General features: G+C 69.3%; 20 protein-coding genes. 9 read left to right on the forward strand and 11 right to left on the reverse strand.

Annotated elements, in window-relative coordinates; genetic code table 11:
* Positions 1–54: 54 nt before the first annotated feature.
* Positions 55–930 (reverse strand): 4,5-DOPA-extradiol-dioxygenase, encoded by an 876-nt coding sequence (gene ygiD / locus JJ685_RS06805; protein WP_236598693.1) that lies wholly within the window; start codon positions 928–930, stop codon positions 55–57.
* A gap of 252 nt (positions 931–1,182) precedes the next feature.
* Here ygiD and JJ685_RS06810 point away from each other — a divergent pair, with 252 nt between their 5' ends.
* Positions 1,183–2,136: an acyltransferase gene (locus JJ685_RS06810; protein ID WP_201673425.1), complete on the forward strand. Its 954-nt coding sequence runs from the start codon at positions 1,183–1,185 to the stop codon at positions 2,134–2,136.
* 60 nt (positions 2,137–2,196) lie between these two features.
* Here JJ685_RS06810 and JJ685_RS06815 read toward each other — a convergent pair whose 3' ends face one another.
* The 8 genes from JJ685_RS06815 to had are packed head-to-tail and all read right to left on the reverse strand — an operon-like array spanning position 2,197 to position 10,201.
* On the reverse strand, positions 2,197–2,442 hold the full coding sequence (locus JJ685_RS06815; protein WP_201673426.1) for a YfhL family 4Fe-4S dicluster ferredoxin: 246 nt from the start codon (positions 2,440–2,442) through the stop codon (positions 2,197–2,199).
* Between the two features lie 24 nt (positions 2,443–2,466).
* Positions 2,467–3,312, reverse strand: coding sequence for a benzoyl-CoA reductase subunit D (gene bcrD / locus JJ685_RS06820; RefSeq protein WP_201673427.1), 846 nt, complete (start codon positions 3,310–3,312; stop codon positions 2,467–2,469).
* Positions 3,309–4,655, reverse strand: coding sequence for a benzoyl-CoA reductase subunit A (bcrA, locus tag JJ685_RS06825; RefSeq protein WP_201673428.1), 1,347 nt, complete (start codon positions 4,653–4,655; stop codon positions 3,309–3,311). Before bcrA ends, bcrD begins: the two co-directional genes overlap by 4 nt.
* A 13-nt stretch (positions 4,656–4,668) precedes the next feature.
* Positions 4,669–6,024, reverse strand: a complete 1,356-nt coding sequence (gene bcrB / locus JJ685_RS06830) for a benzoyl-CoA reductase subunit B (RefSeq protein ID WP_201673429.1) — start codon at positions 6,022–6,024, stop codon at positions 4,669–4,671.
* On the reverse strand, positions 6,021–7,202 hold the full coding sequence (bcrC, locus tag JJ685_RS06835; RefSeq protein WP_201673430.1) for a benzoyl-CoA reductase subunit C: 1,182 nt from the start codon (positions 7,200–7,202) through the stop codon (positions 6,021–6,023). Before bcrC ends, bcrB begins: the two co-directional genes overlap by 4 nt.
* Before the next feature lie 13 nt (positions 7,203–7,215).
* Positions 7,216–7,989, reverse strand: a complete 774-nt coding sequence (locus JJ685_RS06840) for a cyclohexa-1,5-dienecarbonyl-CoA hydratase (RefSeq protein ID WP_201673431.1) — start codon at positions 7,987–7,989, stop codon at positions 7,216–7,218.
* 1 nt (position 7,990) lies between these two features.
* The gene (gene oah / locus JJ685_RS06845; RefSeq protein WP_201673432.1) at positions 7,991–9,109 is read right to left on the reverse strand and encodes a 6-oxocyclohex-1-ene-1-carbonyl-CoA hydratase; all 1,119 of its coding nucleotides are present in this window, start codon (positions 9,107–9,109) and stop codon (positions 7,991–7,993) included.
* 24 nt (positions 9,110–9,133) lie between these two features.
* Positions 9,134–10,201 carry a 6-hydroxycyclohex-1-ene-1-carbonyl-CoA dehydrogenase gene (gene had, locus JJ685_RS06850; RefSeq protein ID WP_201673433.1) on the reverse strand — a complete coding sequence of 356 codons (1,068 nt, stop codon included), beginning with the start codon at positions 10,199–10,201 and terminating at the stop codon, positions 9,134–9,136.
* Between the two features lie 169 nt (positions 10,202–10,370).
* On the opposite strand from had, the gene JJ685_RS06855 reads away from it, so the two are divergent.
* The 8 genes from JJ685_RS06855 (at position 10,371) to JJ685_RS06890 (ending at position 18,237) form a co-directional block, all read left to right on the forward strand.
* Positions 10,371–12,158: a 2-oxoacid:acceptor oxidoreductase subunit alpha gene (locus JJ685_RS06855; RefSeq protein ID WP_201673434.1), complete on the forward strand. Its 1,788-nt coding sequence runs from the start codon at positions 10,371–10,373 to the stop codon at positions 12,156–12,158.
* The gene (locus JJ685_RS06860; RefSeq protein WP_201673435.1) at positions 12,155–13,003 is read left to right on the forward strand and encodes a 2-oxoacid:ferredoxin oxidoreductase subunit beta; all 849 of its coding nucleotides are present in this window, start codon (positions 12,155–12,157) and stop codon (positions 13,001–13,003) included. Before JJ685_RS06855 ends, JJ685_RS06860 begins: the two co-directional genes overlap by 4 nt.
* Positions 13,004–13,017: 14 nt before the next feature.
* Entirely contained in the window at positions 13,018–13,527 is a 510-nt protein-coding gene (locus JJ685_RS06865; RefSeq protein WP_201673436.1) for a ferritin-like domain-containing protein, read from the forward strand.
* Between the two features lie 3 nt (positions 13,528–13,530).
* Positions 13,531–13,932, forward strand: a complete 402-nt coding sequence (locus JJ685_RS06870; RefSeq protein WP_201673437.1) for a RidA family protein — start codon at positions 13,531–13,533, stop codon at positions 13,930–13,932.
* 69 nt (positions 13,933–14,001) lie between these two features.
* The gene (locus JJ685_RS06875) at positions 14,002–14,562 is read left to right on the forward strand and encodes a 2-oxoacid:acceptor oxidoreductase family protein (protein WP_201673438.1); all 561 of its coding nucleotides are present in this window, start codon (positions 14,002–14,004) and stop codon (positions 14,560–14,562) included.
* Positions 14,559–16,196, forward strand: coding sequence for an FAD-dependent oxidoreductase (locus tag JJ685_RS06880; protein WP_201673439.1), 1,638 nt, complete (start codon positions 14,559–14,561; stop codon positions 16,194–16,196). The genes JJ685_RS06875 and JJ685_RS06880 overlap by 4 nt, the downstream gene beginning before the upstream one ends.
* A complete protein-coding gene (locus JJ685_RS06885) occupies positions 16,193–17,344 on the forward strand; it encodes a transketolase C-terminal domain-containing protein (RefSeq protein ID WP_201673440.1) in 1,152 nt (383 codons plus the stop codon). Before JJ685_RS06880 ends, JJ685_RS06885 begins: the two co-directional genes overlap by 4 nt.
* A gap of 2 nt (positions 17,345–17,346) precedes the next feature.
* Positions 17,347–18,237 carry a thiamine pyrophosphate-dependent enzyme gene (locus tag JJ685_RS06890; protein WP_201673441.1) on the forward strand — a complete coding sequence of 297 codons (891 nt, stop codon included), beginning with the start codon at positions 17,347–17,349 and terminating at the stop codon, positions 18,235–18,237.
* A 143-nt stretch (positions 18,238–18,380) separates the two neighbouring features.
* Here the strand turns inward: JJ685_RS06890 and JJ685_RS06895 are convergent, their stop codons facing one another.
* Together JJ685_RS06895 and JJ685_RS06900 are read right to left on the reverse strand one after the other, a co-directional pair.
* Complete coding sequence (locus JJ685_RS06895; RefSeq protein ID WP_201673442.1) at positions 18,381–18,794, reverse strand: RrF2 family transcriptional regulator; 414 nt, start codon at positions 18,792–18,794, stop codon at positions 18,381–18,383.
* The gene (locus JJ685_RS06900; RefSeq protein ID WP_201673443.1) at positions 18,791–19,297 is read right to left on the reverse strand and encodes a GNAT family N-acetyltransferase; all 507 of its coding nucleotides are present in this window, start codon (positions 19,295–19,297) and stop codon (positions 18,791–18,793) included. The genes JJ685_RS06895 and JJ685_RS06900 overlap by 4 nt, the downstream gene beginning before the upstream one ends.
* Between the last annotated feature and the right edge of the window lie 53 nt (positions 19,298–19,350).

Consider the following 19,350-nt stretch of genomic DNA (forward strand, 5'->3'; position numbering starts at 1 on the left):
TCCGTGCAACAGACGTAACTGCTCGACACTGGCCTCTTCGGCCTCCCCCGCCCTTCAGGTGTTGGTCTGTTCCGGGGGAATCCGGTGCGGATCGGGCAGCGGCGCGCCGCCGCCCGCCGCGGCGCCGTCGGCGGCGCGCGCCGCAGGGGCGCCAAGGACGTAGCTGGTCATCGTCAGCGAACCCATGGTGGCGCCTGCGGCGAACACGCTCGCCGTCTCGCCCGCGGCCTGGCAAAGGCCGGCCAGGTAGGCGAGCGGCAGGAAGTGCTCCGGCGTCGGCACCGCCAGCGGGAAATCGGCGTGCCGCTCCACGCTGGGCAGGCTCGCCGGCTCCGAGGTCATCACGCTGCGGACGGCGCCGTCGAAGCGCTCGGCCCATTCGTAGCCCGCGTCGGGGCGGTTCCAGTCGAGCCGCCGCAGGTTGTGCACGACGTTGCCGCTGCCGAGGATGAAAATGCCGCGCTCGCGCAGGGGCGCCAGCCGCGCGCCGAGGTCCACGTGGTAGCCGAGATCCTCGCCGCTGTGGATGGACAGCTGCAGCACCGGGATGTCGGCGGCCGGAAAAACGTGCGTCAGCACCGACCAGGCGCCGTGGTCGAGCCCCCAGCTGTCCTGGTCCAGGCCGATGTGCGCCGGCTTCACCACCTCCACGATCTCGCGCGCCACCTCGGGCGCGCCCGGCGCGGGGTAGTCGAAGGCGAACAGCTCGGGCGGGAAGCCATAGAAATCGTGGATCACGCGCGGTCGCTCCATGGCGGTGACCGCCGTGCCGGGGATGAACCAGTGCGCCGAGACGCACAGGACGGCGCGCGGCCGCGGCAGCGCCCGGCCGAAGGCGGCCCACTGCTCCGTGAAGCGGTTGCGCTCCATCGTGTTCATGGGACTGCCGTGGCCGATGAAGGCCGCGGGCATCAGGGTGGACGCGGACATGGCCTCATTCTGCCGACGCCACGGCGGCTTGGGGGCCGGACCGGGGCGAAAGTCGACGAGCTCCTTCGTGCCCATGGAGCGGATGGGCAACCCGCGGCCGTGCGTGAGCCTGAAATCCGGTAAATGGTCACGGTTGCAGGCCCTGGGCGCGGCCGTCGGTCGGGGCGCCTTTGATCTGGGGCAGGCTGGCGCGAGAAACAGCCGGCAATTGAGGCTGGAAGCGCCCGTGCACCCGGTAGCATGCGTCGTTCCATGCGATCTCCCCTGATTTACCTGCCCGCGCCGGTTCGCGGCGGCATTGCGTTGCTGGCCCTGGCCGCCAACACGGTCCTCTGCTCCCTGCCCCTGTTCGCCTTCGCCGTGCTGAAGCTGGTGTTGCCCTTCACGCCGGTACGGCGCCGGATCGACCCCGTCCTGCACCGGATCGCGAACGCCTGGGTCGCGGGCAACAGCCTCTGGATGCGCCTGCTGCACCCCACGCGGTGGGAGGTCGACAAGCTGCCGGCGACGCGCGGCACCGACTGGTACCTGGTGAACTGCAACCACCAGTCCTGGGCCGACATCTTCGTGCTGCAGCACCTCCTGCACGGCCGCGTCCCGATGCTGAAGTTCTTCCTCAAGCAGGAACTGATCTACGTCCCGGTGATCGGGCTGGCCTGGTGGGCGCTGGATTTCCCCTTCATGAAGCGCCACGGCAAGGAGGCGCTGCGCCGCAATCCGCAGCGGCGCGCCGACGACAAGGAAGCGACGCTGCGCGCCTGCCGCAAGTTCGCCGTGGTGCCCACCAGCGTCATGAACTTCGCCGAGGGCACGCGCTTCACGGCGGAGAAGCGCAGCCAGCAGAATTCGCCCTACCGCCACCTGCTGAAGCCGAAGGCCGGCGCGCTGGCGCTGACGCTGGGCGCGATGGGGGACAGGTTCGACGCGCTGCTCGACGTGACGATCGCCTATTCGCCGACCATCCCCAGCTTCTGGGACTTCGCCTGCGGGCGGGTGGAGCGCGTGGCGGTGCACCTGGAGGCGCTGCCGGTGCCCACGGAATTCGTGGGGCTGGACTACGCCGGGGACTCGCAGGGGCGCAAGCGCTTCGGGCGCTGGCTCGACGCGCTCTGGGCCAAGAAGGATGCGCGGATGCAGCAGCTGCTGGGGACGGCGCGGACGGAGACGGCGCCGGAGGAACTGGCGGGAGAACCGGCGGAGGTCTAGCGGACCCTCACCCCGGCCCTCTCCCGCAAGCGGGAGAGGCAGAGGGGAAGGGGGAGCGCGCTATCCGTGCAGCTGGGTGTACTTTTCCAGCAGTTCTTCCTGCGTTTCCACGAAGTCCGGGTGCTGCACGATGCAATCGGCCGGGCAGGCCAGCTTGCACTGGGGTTCGTCCTCGGCGCCGACGCACTCCGTGCAGCGCAGCGGGTCGATCACGAAGATGATGTCCCCGGCGGTGATCGCCTCGTTGGGGCACACGGGACGGCAGGCATCGCACGCCGTGCAGTCGTCGTTGATCAGCAAAGCCATTTCACTCTCCTCTCACTTCCGGAATCACGCGGCCGCGCGCTGCTGCAGTTCCTGCAGCTTCGCGTGCCTGTAGGCGCCCCACAGCGCCGCGCCGATCGCGCCGGCATAGATCGCGTCGGGATGCGTCGCGACCTCCACCGGCACCTTCTCGTTGCTCATCTCCTCGCGGATCGCGGCGGTCAGGCCCTCGTCCATGCCGAGGCCGCCGGTGATCAGCGCGGTGCCCGTCTTGATGCCCGTCACCTTGAGCAGCTTCACGATCCGCGAAGCCATCGACAGGTGGATGCCCTTGAGGATGTCCGGCGTGGCGATGCCGCGGCTCACCATGTTGATCACGTCGGTCTCCGCCAGCACGGCGCAGATCGAGCTGACCTTCTCCGGGTCGGCGGAGGTCTTCGACAGGTTGCCGATCTCCTCCACCGCCACGCCCAGGTAGCGGGCGATGTTCTCGAGGAACTGGCCGGAGCCGGAAGCGCACTGCGACGTCATCTTGTACGCCAGCACCTTGCCGCGCTGGTCGACGTAGATCGCGCGCCCGTTGAGTGCGCCGATGTCCACCACGGCGGCGATGCCGGGCTGCAGGAACACCCCGCCGCGCGCATGCGTCGTCATCGAGTAGAAGTGCCCGGTGGAGAACTTGACGTTCTCGCCCTCTCCGGTGGTGGCGATGTACTCGATGTCGTTGGCGGCCAGGCCGGCGTCGTGCAGCACCGAGTCGAAGCCCTCCTGCGCCAGCGTCATGGGATCGCGCCGGCGGATCCGCTCGCAGCGCTTGGCGACCCAGTGGGCGCTGCCGTCCGCCTCGACGCGGAACAGCGTGCTCTTGACGGCGCCCGAGCCGATGTCGATGCCGATGGTGTGGATGGTCATGCTGCCTCCCGGTGTTCCGCCGTCTTGCCCTCTTCCATCACCGCGCGCCAGGCGAAGGTGGCGGCGCCCAGTGCTCCCGTGTAGATCGAATCGGGATCGATGTTCAGCTGCAGGTTCCCGTAGTTCTCGAACACGAGTTCCTTCAGCGCCTTCACGGCCGCCTCGTTCTTGGCGACGCCACCGGTGAAGGTGAACTGGTCGCGCACGCCCCCCGAGCGCGCCAGGATCGACATGGCGCGCAGGATGATGGCGCGGTGCAGGCCGGCCATGATGTCCTCGCGCTTGTCGCCCAGGCTCAGGCGGTCGCGCAGTTCCGCGCCCGCGAACACCGTGCAGGTGGAGTTGATGCGGATCGCCTTGGTCGACTTCATGGCCATGGGGCCCAGCTCGTGCAGGCCCATGTTCATTTCGTCGGCGATGTAGCCGAGGTAGCGCCCGCAGCCGGCGGCGCAGCGGTCGTTCATCTGGAAGCTTTCCACGATGCCCTTCGGGTCCACCTGGATCGCCTTGGTGTCCTGGCCGCCGATGTCCAGCACGGTCGCCGTCTCGGGGTACATCACGTGCGCGCCGAGCCCGTGGCACAGGATCTCGGAGCGCACGTGCTCCTTCGAGAACGGCAGCCGCGCGCGCCCGTAGCCGGTGCCGACCACGTAGGTCTCTTCCATGGTGGTGTCCAGCACGCCCTTGATCGGCGCTTCCACCCTGGTGCGCTTGTCCGCCGTGTCCGGCAGCGCCTTGAACGTGTTCTCCAGCGCCGCCAGCAGGTGGTGCCGCATCTGGTCGCCGTAGACGTGGTTCTCGACCTCGATGATCGAGCGGTCGAACAGGTTCAGCAGGTACTCGTAGCGGGTGCCGGCCTCCTTCGCCACCTGCTCGCCGATGGCCAGGTACTGGCTGCCGGCGATGTCGCGGAAGAAGTCGCTCTTGCGCTTGGCGCCGGGCGCGAACAGCAGGTGCGCCTCGGCCTTCAGGCGGCGGAACACCTCCTGCAGCGCCTCGGCCACCGCGCCCTTGGCGGCGCCGAAGTGACCGGTCTCCACGTTCTTGACGCAGGTCTCTTCCAGGTCACCGAGCTGCTCGAGGTACTGCTCGGCGCGGAAGTCGCGTTCGAGCTGCTCGATGAAGGTGTCCAGCCCCCCGTTGAGCGCGCCGGTGCGCGTCAGTGCCTGCCGGAAGAGGTAGAAGCGGCCATTGAGCATGGCCTCCTGCTTGGCGACCGCCGCCGCGGTGTCGTAGTTGGAGCGCGAGTTGGTGATGCCGCGCCCGATGATGTTCTGGTTCTCGTCGACCACCGTCGCCTTGGTGGTCGTCGAGCCCAGGTCGATGCCGATGAAACAGCGCATGGGTCGTCTCCTTTTATTGCACCGAGTGCAGCGGGATCACCGGCCGGACGCCTTCGCCGATGCCCGTGGTGCGCTTCTGCTTGACCATCTGGAAGTAGCTCTCCAGCCGGTTCTTGACGTTGGCCGCGGAGAAGTAGCGCGGGTCGACCAGGTCGGTCTCGATGAAGGCCGCCGGCTTGCCGGTGCGCTTCTCGACCTCGCGCATCATCAGCAGCTGGCCGGCGGAGAAGCTGTTGCAGCTCTTGATCGAGTTGATCAGCAGGCCGTCCGCCTGGTACTCCTCGATGTAGTTGCAGATCATGTCGATCCGCGAAGGCAGGTTCAGGTTGGTGTAGCAGCCCAGGCAGTACTCCGCCAGCGACTCCAGCGGATGATCGGGGTCGTGCCGGAAGCCGAAGTCGTAGAGGCCGCCCACCTTGGCATAGGTGGAGGACACCACCACGGCGCCCTCGTCGTAGAACATCTTCCAGAAGTCGCGGAAGCTGGTCCAGTTGGGCGGGCCCTCGACGATCAGCCGGTACTGCTCGTTCTTCATGTCGCCTTCGGGCGTGACCGGACCGCGGCCTTCGCGGACGCGCTGCTCGATCTCCTCGCGCAGCACGCGGTAGTAGTTGGTCGCTTCCGGGGTGCCGCGGAAGGCGGTGAAGATCGGGCCGATGTAGTACACGGCGCCGAAGTAGCCGTCGATGGGCGAAGGCCGGTTCTTGGCCGACTGCAGCACCTTCACCAGGTCGTCTTCGGCCTTCACCGACTCCTTCATGTACTGGCGCAGGCGGTCGATGTCGAACTTGACGCCGGAGATCTTCTCCAGCCCCGGGATGATCGTTTCCTTCAGTTGCCGCACGACGTAGTCGCGCATGTTCGGGTCGATCCGGCCGGAGCCCTGGTAGGGCACGTGCAGCATCAGCGTGGGCACGTCGTACTTGTGGCGGATCAGCTCGAACCACTTCATGAAGGTGAAGCAGCCCGTGTACGACAGCAGCAGCACGTCGGGCACCGGCAGCGGGTCGCCGGTGGGGCCGATTTCGCCGCCCATCATCATCCCCAGGTCCGCCTTCACGTAGGTGCAGACGTCCTCGGAGTGGCCATCGCGCTCGGCGTCCATGATGAACTTGCCGGACTTCTTGCGCATGCCGTTCTGCAGCGCGTTGGTCTCGGGCAGGCTTCGCGCGAGGTCGAAGCACATGAGGAGCTCGTTCAGGTTGCCGGGCACGAAGGTCGCGGCGACCTTGCGGCCCTGCTTGTGCGCCTGCGCCAGGTCCATGTAGTTCGCGTTGATGAGCTCCTTCTGGAGGTTCATCGCGTCGTCCTTGACGGCCGTCGGCTTGGCCTTCTTCGAGGCCGGCATCGGGATCACGGTGTCGTTCATGCTGCGTCGCTCCAGAGCTTGATCGAATCGGCGAAGGTGCCAGCCTGTTCACGGATGGGGGCCATCTGCCCGGTGTTCTCTGCGTACTTGAATGCGGTGTACGGGATGTTGTTCTTCGCCAGCACGTCCTGCAGCATCGGCCGCTCCAGCAGGGCCGGGTCGCAGAACGAAGGCGCCGCGAAGACCACGCCCTCGGCGCCGCGGGTCTTCACCTGCTTGAGCAGGAACACGCCCTTCTCCGCGCGGGTGGCGTCGTACTTCGCCGCCATCGAGGCGGACCGGTGCAGGAAGGCCTTGGACAGTTCGTCCAGCGGGTCGGCGTCGGCCGGGACTTCGTCCAGCAGCCAGCGCGAGACCAGCATGTAGTCGTCGTCCACCACGTAGCAGCCGGCCATCTCCAGCGACTTGATCAGCGCCAGCGGCGGCTGCTCGCAGAAGGAGCCGGTGACGACGACGCGCGCGTTGTCGCGCTTCGGCCGCGGGATCTTGTCGGTCTCGCGGATGTAGTCGCGCATCAGCTGCGTGTGCTCCTCGGGCGGCAGCACCATGCCGGCGCGCCCGAGCAGGTAGACCTCGGAGGTGGGCGCCTGCTGCGGGTTCTGCGCGCGGTAGGCATAGAGCTCGCGCACCGCCGCGCGGTTGTCGTTGTAGACGCGGATCGAGGCATTGAGCTCCTCGTCGGTGATCGGCTTGCCGCGCAGCTTCGCCAGGTCCTCGCGCAGCCCCTGCATCTCGTGGATGTAGAAGTGGCCGCCGACGTTGTCCTGGTAGTTCTGGGGCACGTCGAAGTAGCGCACGTACTTCTCGGGGAACAGGACCTGCCACATGCCGGAGAGGTTGCGGATCACGTCGCAGATCGACGGAAACAGCATGCCGTCGATGCAGTCGAGGCGGCCGGTGAGCCCCAGCTCGATGGTGGAGCGCGGGATGCGGCAGATGTAGCTCTGGTAGTAGGCGTCGCCCTGGATCACTTCCAGGCTGTCGCCGCCACCGAGGATGCCTACCGGCAGGAAGCCCGCGGCGTGGATCAGTTCGCGCGGCACGTACCAGGGCATGTAGCCGATCGCCTTGCGCGCCGGGTCGGCCGCCTTCCATTGCTTGACGGCGTTGAAATCGAGGTCGTCGAAGAGCGCCTGGCAGCGCTCGACGATCGCCTGTACGGGAGTAATTGCAGTCATTGCGAGCGCTCCTTCATTGATGGGTCCAGGCGGGCTGGCGCTTTTCCAGGAAAGCCGCGAGGCCCTCGTTGGCGTCGTGCGTGCGCATCAGCCAGTCGAGGTACAGGCGTTCGAGTTCGGCCAGGCGCTCGCGCACCTGCTTCTGCATCACGCCACGGGCGGCGACGGTGGCGCAGGCGAGCGCCGCGGCGCTCTTGCCGACCAGGTGCTGGTCGAACCAGGCCTTGGCGGCGACGGAGGGGTCCTCCGCCACTTCCTGCACGAGCCCGATGCGCAGCGCGTCTTCCGCGCCGATCGAACGGCCGGTGAGCAGCAGGTCCTCGGCGTCGGGCTGGTTGACTCGGTAGGGCAGCAGCGCGGAGGCAGCCGGGGCGAACACGCCCAGCTTGACCTCGGGCTGGCCGAACTGCGCGGAGGGCGCGGCGAAGATGCGGCCGCAGGCAAGCGCCAGTTCGAGGCCGCCCCCCAGGCACTGTCCATGCACCGCCACCATCACGGGCACGGGGAACTCCAGCATCTCCAGCAGCAGCGCATGCAGCGAGGTCAGCATCGCCGCGCACCGGTCGGGAAGGTGCTCCTCCACGCTGGCGCCGAAGCTGAAGTGCGGGCCTTCGGCGTCGACCAGCACGCCGCGCAGCATCACGTGGCGCCGGTACTGCCCCAGCGCCGCGTGCAGCGCCGCGATCATGGCGGCATCGACCAGGTTGGCCTTGGGCTTGTTCAGGCGCAGCCGCAGCAGCGCGCCGTCGCGTTCCAGCCAGACCTTCAGGGGAGCGTCGTTCTCCATCTCAGTCCTTCTTCGCCTTCGGCTGGATCTCGTCGTGCAGCGAGCCGATCCAGCTCTGGCCGGCGGCGAGCTTCTGGCGCAGCAGGACGAAGTCGACCTCGCGGTCCTCCTTCGTGCCCTCGTTGAACGCGGTGAAGCCGGAACGCGCCTCCGTCATCATGTTCAGGGCCAGCCAGTCGCGCGCGTCCTCCTTGTTCGCGTTCCAGGCGGCCAGCTTGGGCTTGCGCAGCTCCTCGATCGTCTTGAGCGTGCACTCGGGGAAGGTCATGAGGACCTTGGCGCACAGCTCCTCGACCTTCTGATCGAGCAGCGAGAGGTCCACTTCGCCGCTCGCGAGCACCGCCTTGCCCTGCTTGGCCGCGTCACCGGTCTTGAACTCGCCGTAGGCGTTGCGGCCGTAGTCGTCGACCATGCGCTGGGTTTCCACCAGCGGGTTGGCCACGAACTTGCCGTCCACCTTCAGGGCCGGCACGACGTCGGTGATCATCCCCATCTGGTAGGCCTTGTGCGCCGAGAAAGGCTCGCACAGCACGCAGGCCGCCATGGCGCGCTCGGCGCCCACGATCACCGGCAGGAAGTCGGTGGCGCCGCCGATGGGCGCGGAGCCGTGCTTCGGGCCGGCCTGGCCGAATTTCGCGAGGTCCTGCGCCACGGTGAAGTCGCAGGCCATGCCGATCTCCTGGCCGCCGCCGATGCGCATGCCGTTCACGCGGCAGATCACCGGCTTGTCCGCCGCCAGGATCGTGCTGACCATGTCGTTGAACAGGCGCATGTACTGGCGGTATTCCTGCGGCTGGCCGGCGTAGTACTCGGCGTACTCCTTGGTGTTGCCTCCGGTGCAGAAGGCCTTGTCGCCCACGCCCGTGAAGACGATGCAGTTGACGTCGCGCGCATTGGAGGCCGCTTTGAACGCCAGGATCACGGCCTTGACCATGTCCGTCGTGTAGGAGTTGTACTGCGTCGGGTTGTCCAGCGTGATCCACGCGTTGAACAGGCCGGGCGCGACGGAGCCGTCCGGCCTGCGCGCCGGCCGCTTCTCGTAGCGCACGCCGGGCGTCTTCGGCTGCGGCGCCAGGTCGTGGTTCTTGAACTCCAGCACGGGAGCGATGGGGGCGTTCATTTCGGTCTGTCTCCTCTCTTGGGATCAGCGGGGCTGCAGCACCACGCGGGCGCGGATCTCGTGGCGATGCACCGCCGCGAAAATGGGATTGATGTCGGACAGGGGATGCGCCTCGACGAAGGGCGCGACCTGCACCTTGCCGTCCAGCACGAGCTCCAGCGCGGCCGGGTATTGCTCGGGCGGGCAGCCCCAGTTGCCGATCGCGCGCGCATCGAAGGCCATCAGGTTGGACAGGCGCACTTCGACCTTGTCCATGGTGAAGCCCACCACGCTCAGCGTCGCGCCGTGCACCAGCAGGTTCCACGCGCTCTGCTGGCCGGCGGACGTGCCCGAGCACTCGAAGATGAACCACTCGGTGGGGCGCAGGCCGTGCTCCTTCGCGAAGGCCTGCACCGCCTGCTTGACCTGCTTGGCATCCAGGCCGCGGCTGTTGAGGGTCTTCGCCGCGCCGTAGCGGGCGATGGCCTCCAGCTTGCGATCATCGACGTCGATCGCGAGCACCTTGGCACCGAAGGCATTCGCCACCTGCACGCAGTAGCCGCCGACGCCGCCCGCGCCGATCACCACGGCCAGGCTGCCGGGCGTGACACCCGCGCGCTGCACCGCCTGGTAAGGCGTGGTGAGGGCATCGGCCACCACGGACACCTGCCACAGTTCCAGTCCCGCCTTCGCCAGCCGCTGCTCGTCGACGGGGCACAGCCCGCGCGAAGGCACCACGATGTGCGAGGCGAAGCCGCCCTGGATGTCGTTGCCGGGCATCTTCTGCGCGCGGCAGATGGTGGTGAGGCCGCGCTTGCACAGGTCGCACTCGCCGCAGGGCAGCACGGCCGGCACGATCACTGCCTTGCCCTTCCACGCTTCGGCGCCGGCGCCGGTCGCGACGACGTGGCCGCTGATCTCGTGGCCGAGCGCGAGCGGCAGGGGTTGGTTGGTGCGTACGCCGTCGTAGTAGTAGCCGAGGTCGGTGTGGCACACGCCGCAGCCCGCGATTTCCACCACCACTTCGCCATCGCCTGGCGTCGCGAGGAAGTCCCGCTTCACCATCGGTTCCTGGGGCGCCGTCATCAGCCAGCGGTATGCATCGATGCTCATCTGTCTCCTCCAAATCCGGGTTAACCCGCAGGCAAACGGTAAATAGGTACCCGAATGCCGATTTAGCGCATTCTGGGTGCCGTTTCGAAGCAAAACCTTGATCTGGTTCAAGGTCCCGACGCGCCCCTCACCGTTTACTCGGTCCATCACCACCGAGGAGACAAACAGCGTGGATGCGTCACTGATCAGCGAGTCCCGGCCGCGCACGGCGGCTCCGCCCTCCCCCACCACCGCGCTCGACAGCGTGTCCATCGCCATCGCCGGCAGCGGCGGCAGCGGCGTGATGAGCGCCGGCAACTGGCTGCTCGAAGCCGCGGCGCGAAGCGGCCTCTACGGCCTCATGGTCAAGACCATGGGCCCGCAGATCCGCGGTGGCGAAGCGGCCGCGCTGGTGCGGCTCGCGACCTCCCAGCTCGAGTCGCTCGACGATGCCTTCGACGTGCTGCTCGCGATCGACTGGCAGAACGTGCACCGCTTCGCCGACGAGATCCCGCTGCGGGCCAGCGGCCTGCTGGTCTGCGATTCCGAAGGCGGCGAGATTCCCGAGGTCTTCGCCCGCAGCGGCGCGCGGGTGCTGTCGCTGCCGCTCAAGAAGATGGCCAAGGCCATCCCGGGCAGCTGGATCAACATGCTGGCGCTCGGCATCACGGGGGCGATGTCGGGGCTCCAGGTGGAGGCGCTCGAAGCGGCCGTGCGCAAGGGCTGGACCCGCAACGAGGCCGCGCTCGACGCCAACCTGAGCGCGGTGCGCGAAGGCGCGGCAGCGGCCCGCGACTACGCGCCGCAGGCACGCCCCCTGGCCGGGCAACACGGCAAGCGCTGGCTGGTGAGCGGCAACGAAGGCGCGGGCTACGGCGCGATCCGCGGCGGGATCCGCTTCGTCGCGGCCTACCCCATCACGCCGGCCACCGAAGTGCTGGAGTGGATGGCGCCGGCGCTGGTGCAGGCGGGCGGATCGCTGTTGCAGGCCGAGGACGAACTGGCCTCGATCAACATGATCATCGGCTCCTCGTTCGGCGGCGTGCCCTCGTTCACCGCGACGGCAGGCCCGGGCCTGTCGCTGATGACCGAAGGCATCGGGCTGGCGGTCGCGGCCGAAGTGCCGATCGTGGTCATGGACGTGATGCGCGGCGGCCCGTCCACCGGCATTCCGGCCAAGAGCGAGCAGAGCGATCTTTCCTTCGCGGTGGGCGGCCTGCACGGCGACGCGCCGCGGCTGGTGCTCGCGCCGAGCTCGATCTCCGACTGCATCGAGACGACGCAGTGGGCGGTGGAACTGGCCGAGGCGCTGCAGTCGCCCGCGCTGGTGCTGTCCGACCAGTTCATGGGCCAGTCGCGCTCGATCGTCGACATGCCGAAGCTGCCCGCTCCGAACGCGAAGCGCCTCGTGGCCGAAGCCGACTCCCCGAACTACAAGCGCTATGGCGACACGCCCAGCGGGATCTCGCCGATGGCGATCCCGGGCACGCCCGGCAACACCTACACCGCCGACGGCCTGGAGCACAGCGAAACGGGCGTGCCGAGCAGCCAGGCCGCCGACCACCGCCGCCAGCTGGACAAGCGCCTGCGCAAGCTGATGCAGCACGAGTACGGCAGCCGCTGGGCCGACATCGAAGGCAACGGGCCACTGGCCGTGATCGCTTTCGGGTCCGCGGCCGGCCCGGTGCGGGAAGCCGCGCGGCGCGCCGCCGCCCACGGCGTCGAGGTCCGCGTGATCGTGCTGCGGCTGATCGCGCCCCTGCAGCCCGAAGCCATGGCGCAGGCGCTCGCCGGCGTCGAACGCGTGATCGTCGTCGAGCAGAACCACGAAGGCCAGCTGCTGCGCTACCTCAAGGGCGTGGCGCGCCTGCCCGGCGATCCCGCCGGCTTCCACCGCCCCGGCCCGCTGCCCTTGCGCCCCGCCGACATCTGTGCCGCCCTGCTCGAATGGGCTGCCGACCGAAAGGAGACGAAATGAGCGCCATGTGCTCCAGTGACGCGGTCGCCGAGCCGTACACGCCTGTCGACTACAAGTCCGCGACCAAGCCGATCTGGTGCCCGGGCTGCGGCGACTACACCGTGCTCAATGCGGTGACCAAGGCCCTCGCGCTGGTGCAGCGGCCGCCGCACGAAGTGGCGGTGGTCTCGGGCATCGGCTGCTCCTCGCGCATCCCGGCCTACACCTCCTGCTACGGCTTCCATGGCGTGCATGGCCGCTCGCTGGCCGCCGCCACCGGCCTGAAGGTCGCGCGGCCCGACCTGACGGTGCTGGTGGCCAGCGGCGACGGCGACGGCTATTCGATCGGCGGCAACCACTTCCTGCACGCCTGCCGCCGCAACGTGGACCTGACCTACATCGTGATGGACAACCACGTCTACGGCATGACCAAGGGCCAGGCCTCGCCGACCACGGAGCCGGACTGGGACAACAAGCTGTCTCCGGGCGGCACCGGCGTGCGCTCGTTCCACCCGCTCGTGATCGCGCTGGCCGCGGGAGCCAACTTCGTCGCGCGCGCCTTCGCCGGAGACCAGAACGGCACGGCGGAGATCATCGCGGCAGGCATCCGCCACCCGGGCTTCTCCTTCATCGAGATCCTGAGCCCCTGCGTGACCTTCCGCCCCGAGCAGAAGGAATGGAAGAACCAGGTCCATGCTGCGCCGGTCGGCCCGACCGACGACGCGGCCCGAGCCGCCAAGCGGATCATGACCGACGACGGCTTCAACATCGGCGTGCTCTATGCGGGCCACCGAGCGCCCTACAGCGGCGGTCCCGGCGAACCGAGCCGCACGCTGGAACAGATGGAAGAGGAGTTCGCCCTCTGAACGGAGTCGCAATCATGAGGATCCACAACGTGCCCACTCCGCGCGACATGACGGAACTGATGGCCCAGGCCTATGCGCTGGAGCGCGAAGCGGTCGAGCGCTATGGCGAGCTGGCCGATGTGCTGGCCACCCACAACAACCAGGAAGTGGCTGCGCTGTTCCGGCGGCTGGCCAGCCAGGAGGCCCTGCACGCAGCCGAGATCCTGCGCACCATGGGCTGGACGCGCGCACCGGAGCCGCCCGGCCTGCCCGGTGCGCCCTCGGCGCCGGCCTACGACGAAACGCACTACCTGATGCACCCGTGGCACGCGCTGCGCCTGGCGCTCGACGCCGAGCAGCGCGCGCACGACTTCTTCGCCGAACTGGTGCAGCGCTGCGAGGGCGACGACATGCGCCGCGCCGCCGAGCGGCTGCAGGCCGACGAGCGGGAGCACATCGTGCTGCTGCAGGACTGGCTGAAGCGCGTGCCCGAGCCGCCCGCCGGCTGGGACGACGATCCCGATCCACCCCGTTATCCGCACTGACGCATGAGAACCCTCCTTCCCGAAGGCTGGGCGCCGGCCCAGGGCTATGCCAACGGCATCGAAGTGCCCGCCGCGGGCCGCATCGTCTTCCTCGCCGGCCAGGTGGGGTGGGATGCGCAGCAGCGCTTCCACTCCGAAGAGATCGCCCCGCAGTTCGCGCAGGCGCTGGACAACATCCTGGCCGTCCTGCGCGAAGCCGGCGGCGGTCCGCAGCACATCTGCCGCATCACGGCCTTCTGCTGCGACAAGCCGAAGTACATGGCCGCGCGCAAGGAGCTCGGCGCGATCTGGCGCGAGCGCATGGGGCGCCACTACCCCGCGATGAGCATGATCTTCGTGGCCGACCTGCTGGATCGCCCGGGGGTCATCGAGCTGGAGGCGACCGCGGTCCTGCCCGCGGCCTGAAGACACGCACCGCGGGGCGCGGAGAACCTCCGCGCCCCGCGGTGCCGAAGCTGTGCTGAGGAGACAACAATGAACGACGCGGCCATGCTGCAGATCGTGATCCAGGGCCGCGGCGGCCAGGGCGCGCAGACGGCGGGCAACCTGCTCGCCCGCGCCTTCTTCGCCGAGGGCCGCCAGGTGCAGGCCTTCGCCAGTTACGGCGGAGCCCGCCGCGGCACCCCCGTGAGTTCCTTCATCCGCGTGGCGGAGCGGCCGATCCGGCTGCGCTGCGACATCGAGAAGGCGGACGCCATCCTCTGCTTCGATGCCAGCCTGCTGCAGCCGCCGCTGCTCGCGCGCGCGCGGCCCGACACCGTGATCGTGGTGAACTCGGTCCACACCGCCGCCGAGTGGCGGGAGAACCTGCCCGGGTACCGGGTGCTGCCGGTCGATGCCATCGGGATCTCGCGTTCGCAGGGACTCGGACGCATCGTGAACTCGGCCCTGCTCGGGGCATTGGCGCGGGCCCTGGCTTCGCCGCGCCTGGAGGTCCTGCGCGACCTGCTGCTGGAAGGCCGTCAGGGCGACGCCAACGCCGCGGCCTGCGCGCTGGGCTACGCGGCGGCCGGCGCCGAGGAGGTTTCATCGTGAGCACCGTCCTGCCCCCCACCGCCTGGACCACGGGCACAACCGAAGTCTTCAAGACGGGCACCTGGCGCGCGGCCATGCCGCAGTACCTGGCGCGCCCGTCGCCCTGCCACCAGGCCTGTCCGGTCAACGGCCTGATTGCCGACTGGATCGGCCATGCGCGCGCCGGCGACCTGCGCCGCGCCTGGGAGGTGCTGGCCGTCAACAATCCCTTCCCCGCCATCGCGGGGCGCATCTGCCACCACCCTTGCGAATCGGCCTGCAACCGGGCCGGTTACGACGAGGCGGTGTCCGTGTGCCGGCTGGAGCGGGCCGTCGGCGACGCCGCGCTGGAGGCGGGTTGGGCGTTCGAACCGCCGGCCGTGGCGCAGGAAGCGCACGTCGCCGTGATCGGCGGCGGGCCCTCCGGGCTGTCCGCCGCCTACCAGTTGCGCCGGCGCGGCTGGCGCGTCAGCCTCTACGAGGCGAAGCCGCAACTGGGCGGCCTCATGCGCTACGGCATCCCTGCCTACCGCCTGCCCCGCGCCGTGCTGGATGGCGAGATCGAGCGCATCGTGGCGCTGGGCGTCGACGTGCATTGCGGCTTCACGCTGCGCACCCCGGAGGACCTGCAGCGGATGCGCGAGCGGCACGACCTGGTGTACCTCGCGCTGGGCGCGGCCCGGCCCAGGGCGCTGCCGCAGTTGCCCGCGCAGGCGCCCTGGCTGATGCAGGGCACGGACTATCTCGCCCGCTGCGCCGAGGGCGACGCGCCGCGGCTGGGGCAACGCATCGTCGTGATCGGCGGCGGCAGCAGCGCCATGGACGTCGCGCGCAGCGCGCGCCGCAACGGCTGCTCCGTCACCGTCGTGTCGCTGGAGGCGCGCAGCGCGATGCCGGCGCAACGGGAGGAAGTGCAGGAGGCGCTGGAGGAAGGCGTGCTGCTGTGCGACAGCACCATGGTGCGCAGCGTCGAGGGCGATCCCCTGCAGCTGGAATGCGTGCGGGTCCGCTTCGAGCCGGGCGCGGCCGGGGCGCCGCCGCGCGTCGAGGCCAGCGGCGAGGGCGCGTTCACGCTGCAGGCCGATGCCGTGCTGACGGCGATCGGGCAGGATGCGGACCTGTCGCTGTTCCCGGCCGGCGCCACGGCCGGGGGGCTGCTGCGCGTCGACTCCCGGCAGGCCACCGACTTGCCGGGCGTCTGGGCCGGCGGCGACCTCGCCAGCATGGCACGCTTCCTCAGCGAAGCGGTCGGCATGGGCAAGCGGGCGGCGCTCGACATCGACCGCGCCCTGCGCGGGACGCAGCGGACGGAGGTCCCCCCCGCGCAGCCGGTGGGCCTGCAGGAAATCGCCACCTGGTACCACCCCCCACGCCGGCGGCCGGAGCACCAGCGCCTGGGCGTGCCGCAGCGAGTGGCGGGCGACGACGAGGTGCAGCTGGCCCTCTCGCCCGGGGAAGTGCAGGCGGAGGCGGCGCGCTGCTTCTCCTGCGGCACCTGCACCAGCTGCGACAACTGCTTCCAGTTCTGCCCCGACCTGGCCATCACGCACGGCCAGGACGGCTACGCGGTGCTGGCCGACTACTGCAAGGGCTGCGGCATCTGCGTCCGTGAATGCCCCACGGGTTCGATGGTCCTGCAGGAGGAACTGCGATGAGCGACGGCCAGACCCTGCTCCTGAACGGCAACCACGCCGCCGCCTGGGCGGCGCGGCTCGCCCGGCCCGAAGTGATCCCGGTCTATCCGATCACGCCGCAGACGCCGATCCTGGAACTGATCACGGAATTCCAGGCGCGCGGCGAACTGCATGCCCAGGTGCTCACGCCCGAATCCGAGCACTCGGTGCTGGCGGCCTGCATCCCGGCCTCCCTGGCGGGGGCGCGTGTGTTCACCGCCACCGCCTCGCAGGGCCTGCTGCTGATGCACGAGGTGCTGCACTACGCCAGCGGCGCGCGCGCACCGATCGTGATGTGCAACGTCAACCGCACGGTGGCCTCGCCCTGGGCCTTCTGGCCCGACGAGACCGACAGCCTGGCCCAGCGCGACACCGGCTGGCTCCAGTTCTACAGCGAGAGCCCGCAGGAATCGCTGGACACCGTGCTGCAGGCCTTCCGCATCGCCGAGACCGTGCAGCTGCCCGCGATGGTGAGCCACGACGCCTTCTACGTCTCGCATTCGCTGGAGCCGGTGCACGTGCCCTCGCAGGAGACGGCGGACCGCTACCTCGCGGCCTGCCGGCGGGTGCGCCACCTGAACACGGAAGCGCCCTCCGGGTGGGGCAACGTGGTGACCCCGGACATGTACAACCGCCACCGGCAGGCGGTGCAGGAGGCGATGGCGCGCGCGCTCGAAGTGGCGCAGGAAGCGGACCGGGTCTGGGGCGAACTCACCGGGCGCAGCTACGGCCTGGTGGAGCGCTACCGATGCGAGGACGCGCGCATCGTGGTCGTCGCGCTCGGCAGCATGTGCGGCACGGCGCGCGAGGCGATCGACCAGCTGCGCGCGGACGGACTGGCTGCGGGCCTGCTGAAGCTGCGCCTGTTCCGGCCGCTGCCGCAGCAGGCGCTGCGCGTCGCGCTGGCCGGCGTGCCGGACGTGCTGGTGCTCGATCGAAACCACTCGCCGGGGCTCGGGGGCATCCTGCACCAGGAAGTCCGTGCCGCCCTCTACGGGCTGCCGGATGCGCCGCGCGTGCACGGGGTGCTGGCGGGCGTGGGCGGTGTCGACGTGCAGCCGCGGCGCATCCGCGAGCTGGTGGCTGCGGCATTGCAGGGTGCGGCCGCGCCCGAATCGACCTGGGGGTGACCATGGAACGCATTGAACGCCGCGACCCGATGCTGTGCTCCGGCCATGCGGCCTGTCCCGGCTGCATGGAAGCCCTGTCGGCACGCCACGTGCTCGCCCGCATGGGCCCCGACACCATGGCGGTGATCCCGCCCTCCTGCATGGCGATCATCGCCGGTCCGCAGCCTTACAGCTCGCTGCGCATCCCGGTGTACCAGCCGACGCTGGAAGCGAGCGCCGCCGCCGCATCCGGGCTGCGGCGGGCGCTCGATGCGCAGGGCCGCAGCGACACGCAGGTGGTGGTGCTGGCCGGCGATGGCGGCACGTACGACATCGGCCTGCAGTGCCTGTCATCAGCGGCGGAGCGCAACGAGGACATGCTCTACGTCTGCCTGGACAACGAGGGCTACATGAACACCGGCGCGCAGAAGTCCTCCTCGACGCCGCTGTTCGCCCGCACGAGTTCCACGCCCGAGGGCAAGCCGACGCGCAAGAAGAACCTCACGGGCATCATGGCGGCGCACGGCGTGCCGTATGCGGCGACGGCCAGCGTGGGCTTCATGGACGACATGCTGCGCAAGGTGGAGAAGGCCAAGGCGATCCGCGGCTTCCGCATCCTCACGCTGCTGGTGCCCTGCATCGACGGCTGGGGGCTGGACGACGACGGCGGCCTGCAGGCCGCGCGCTACGCGGTGGAGTGCGGCGCGTTCCCGCTGTACGAGGTGGAGGACGGGAGCCGGTACACCCTCAACTACTCGCTGCGCCCGCGCAAGGTCGGCGACTACCTGGCGCTGCAGAAACGCTACCGCGGCCTCGCCGAGGCCGAAGTGGCCGCGCTGCAGGCCGAGGTGGACCGGGGATGGGAATGGTTGATGCGCCTGATCCAGGCGGAGGAAGTGCAGGCGCTGCCCTGAAGCCGAAAACCGGACAGCCGAACGCAGAGGGCGCAAAGGTTACGCAGAGGACGCAGAAGAAAACCCTCTAAGGTTTTCTTTGTCTTTTCTGCGTCCTTTGCGTATCTTCGCGCCCTCTGCGTTCGGCTGTCCGGTTTTCGCCCCTACTCCCCCGAGCCCTGCCGCTCCACCAGCCGCAGCATCGTCGCCACCGTGATCGAGCTGAACGTCGCGCGCGCGATCTGGTCGATCTCCGTCATCACCTGGCCGATCGCGCGGTCCACCGGCGTCTCCGGCTCGCCGTGCTGGTGGTGGACCGGCGAGAAGTCCTCGAACAGCTGGATGATGTCCATCAGCGTCAGCCGCCGCACGTTGGCGGTGAAGCGGTAACCGCCGCCAACGCCGCGCACCGACATCACCACGCCGGCACGCGCCAGCTCGGCCAGCACCTTGGCCAGGTGATGCGCCGAGACGCCGTACTTGTCCGCGATCTCGGAGGCCGGGATGTGCCGCTGCGGGTCCGCGGCGAACTCCATGACGCTGTAGAGCGCCAGCAAGGTGTTGACCTGCAGCTTCATGCGCGCCCCTTCCCGGCCGCGGCGGCCACGTCCAGCTCGAGCGGAATGATGGGCGCGGCCATCATGCCCTGGCTGCGGAAGAAGGACAGCACCAGCGTGTTGTCGCGCGAGAGCATCGTGCGCAGCTTGCGCACGCCCGCCGCGCGCAACCCGTCGCAGAAGCTGGTCATCAGCCGCGAGCCGATCCCCGCCTGGCGCGCTTCCTGTTCGATGTTGATGGCGAACAGCCAGCCGCACGGCGGCGAGCCGAACTCCCAGTCGCGCACCTCGCCGATCACGAAGCCGACGACGGTGTTTCCCGCGACAGCCACCAGGAACCAGCTCTGTTCGCCCCGGCCAGCGCGGCCGTAGCGTTTGTAGACGCGCTCCCAGTAGTCGCGCTTCTCCAGGCCGGTTTCCTGCGCGTCGAGCGCGATCACCTGGTCGAGGTCGGAGCGGCGCACGGCGCGCACGGTGACGGCGCCGGAAGTCGGCGGGATCGGCGCGCGCGGACGGCGGGCCAAGGGTAAGCGCGGAGATGCAGTACGGGTCAAGGTTGTGGCAGATCAAGGAATTC

It is taken from the genome of Ramlibacter monticola (assembly GCF_016722785.1).
Taxonomy (GTDB): domain Bacteria; phylum Pseudomonadota; class Gammaproteobacteria; order Burkholderiales; family Burkholderiaceae_C; genus Ramlibacter; species Ramlibacter monticola.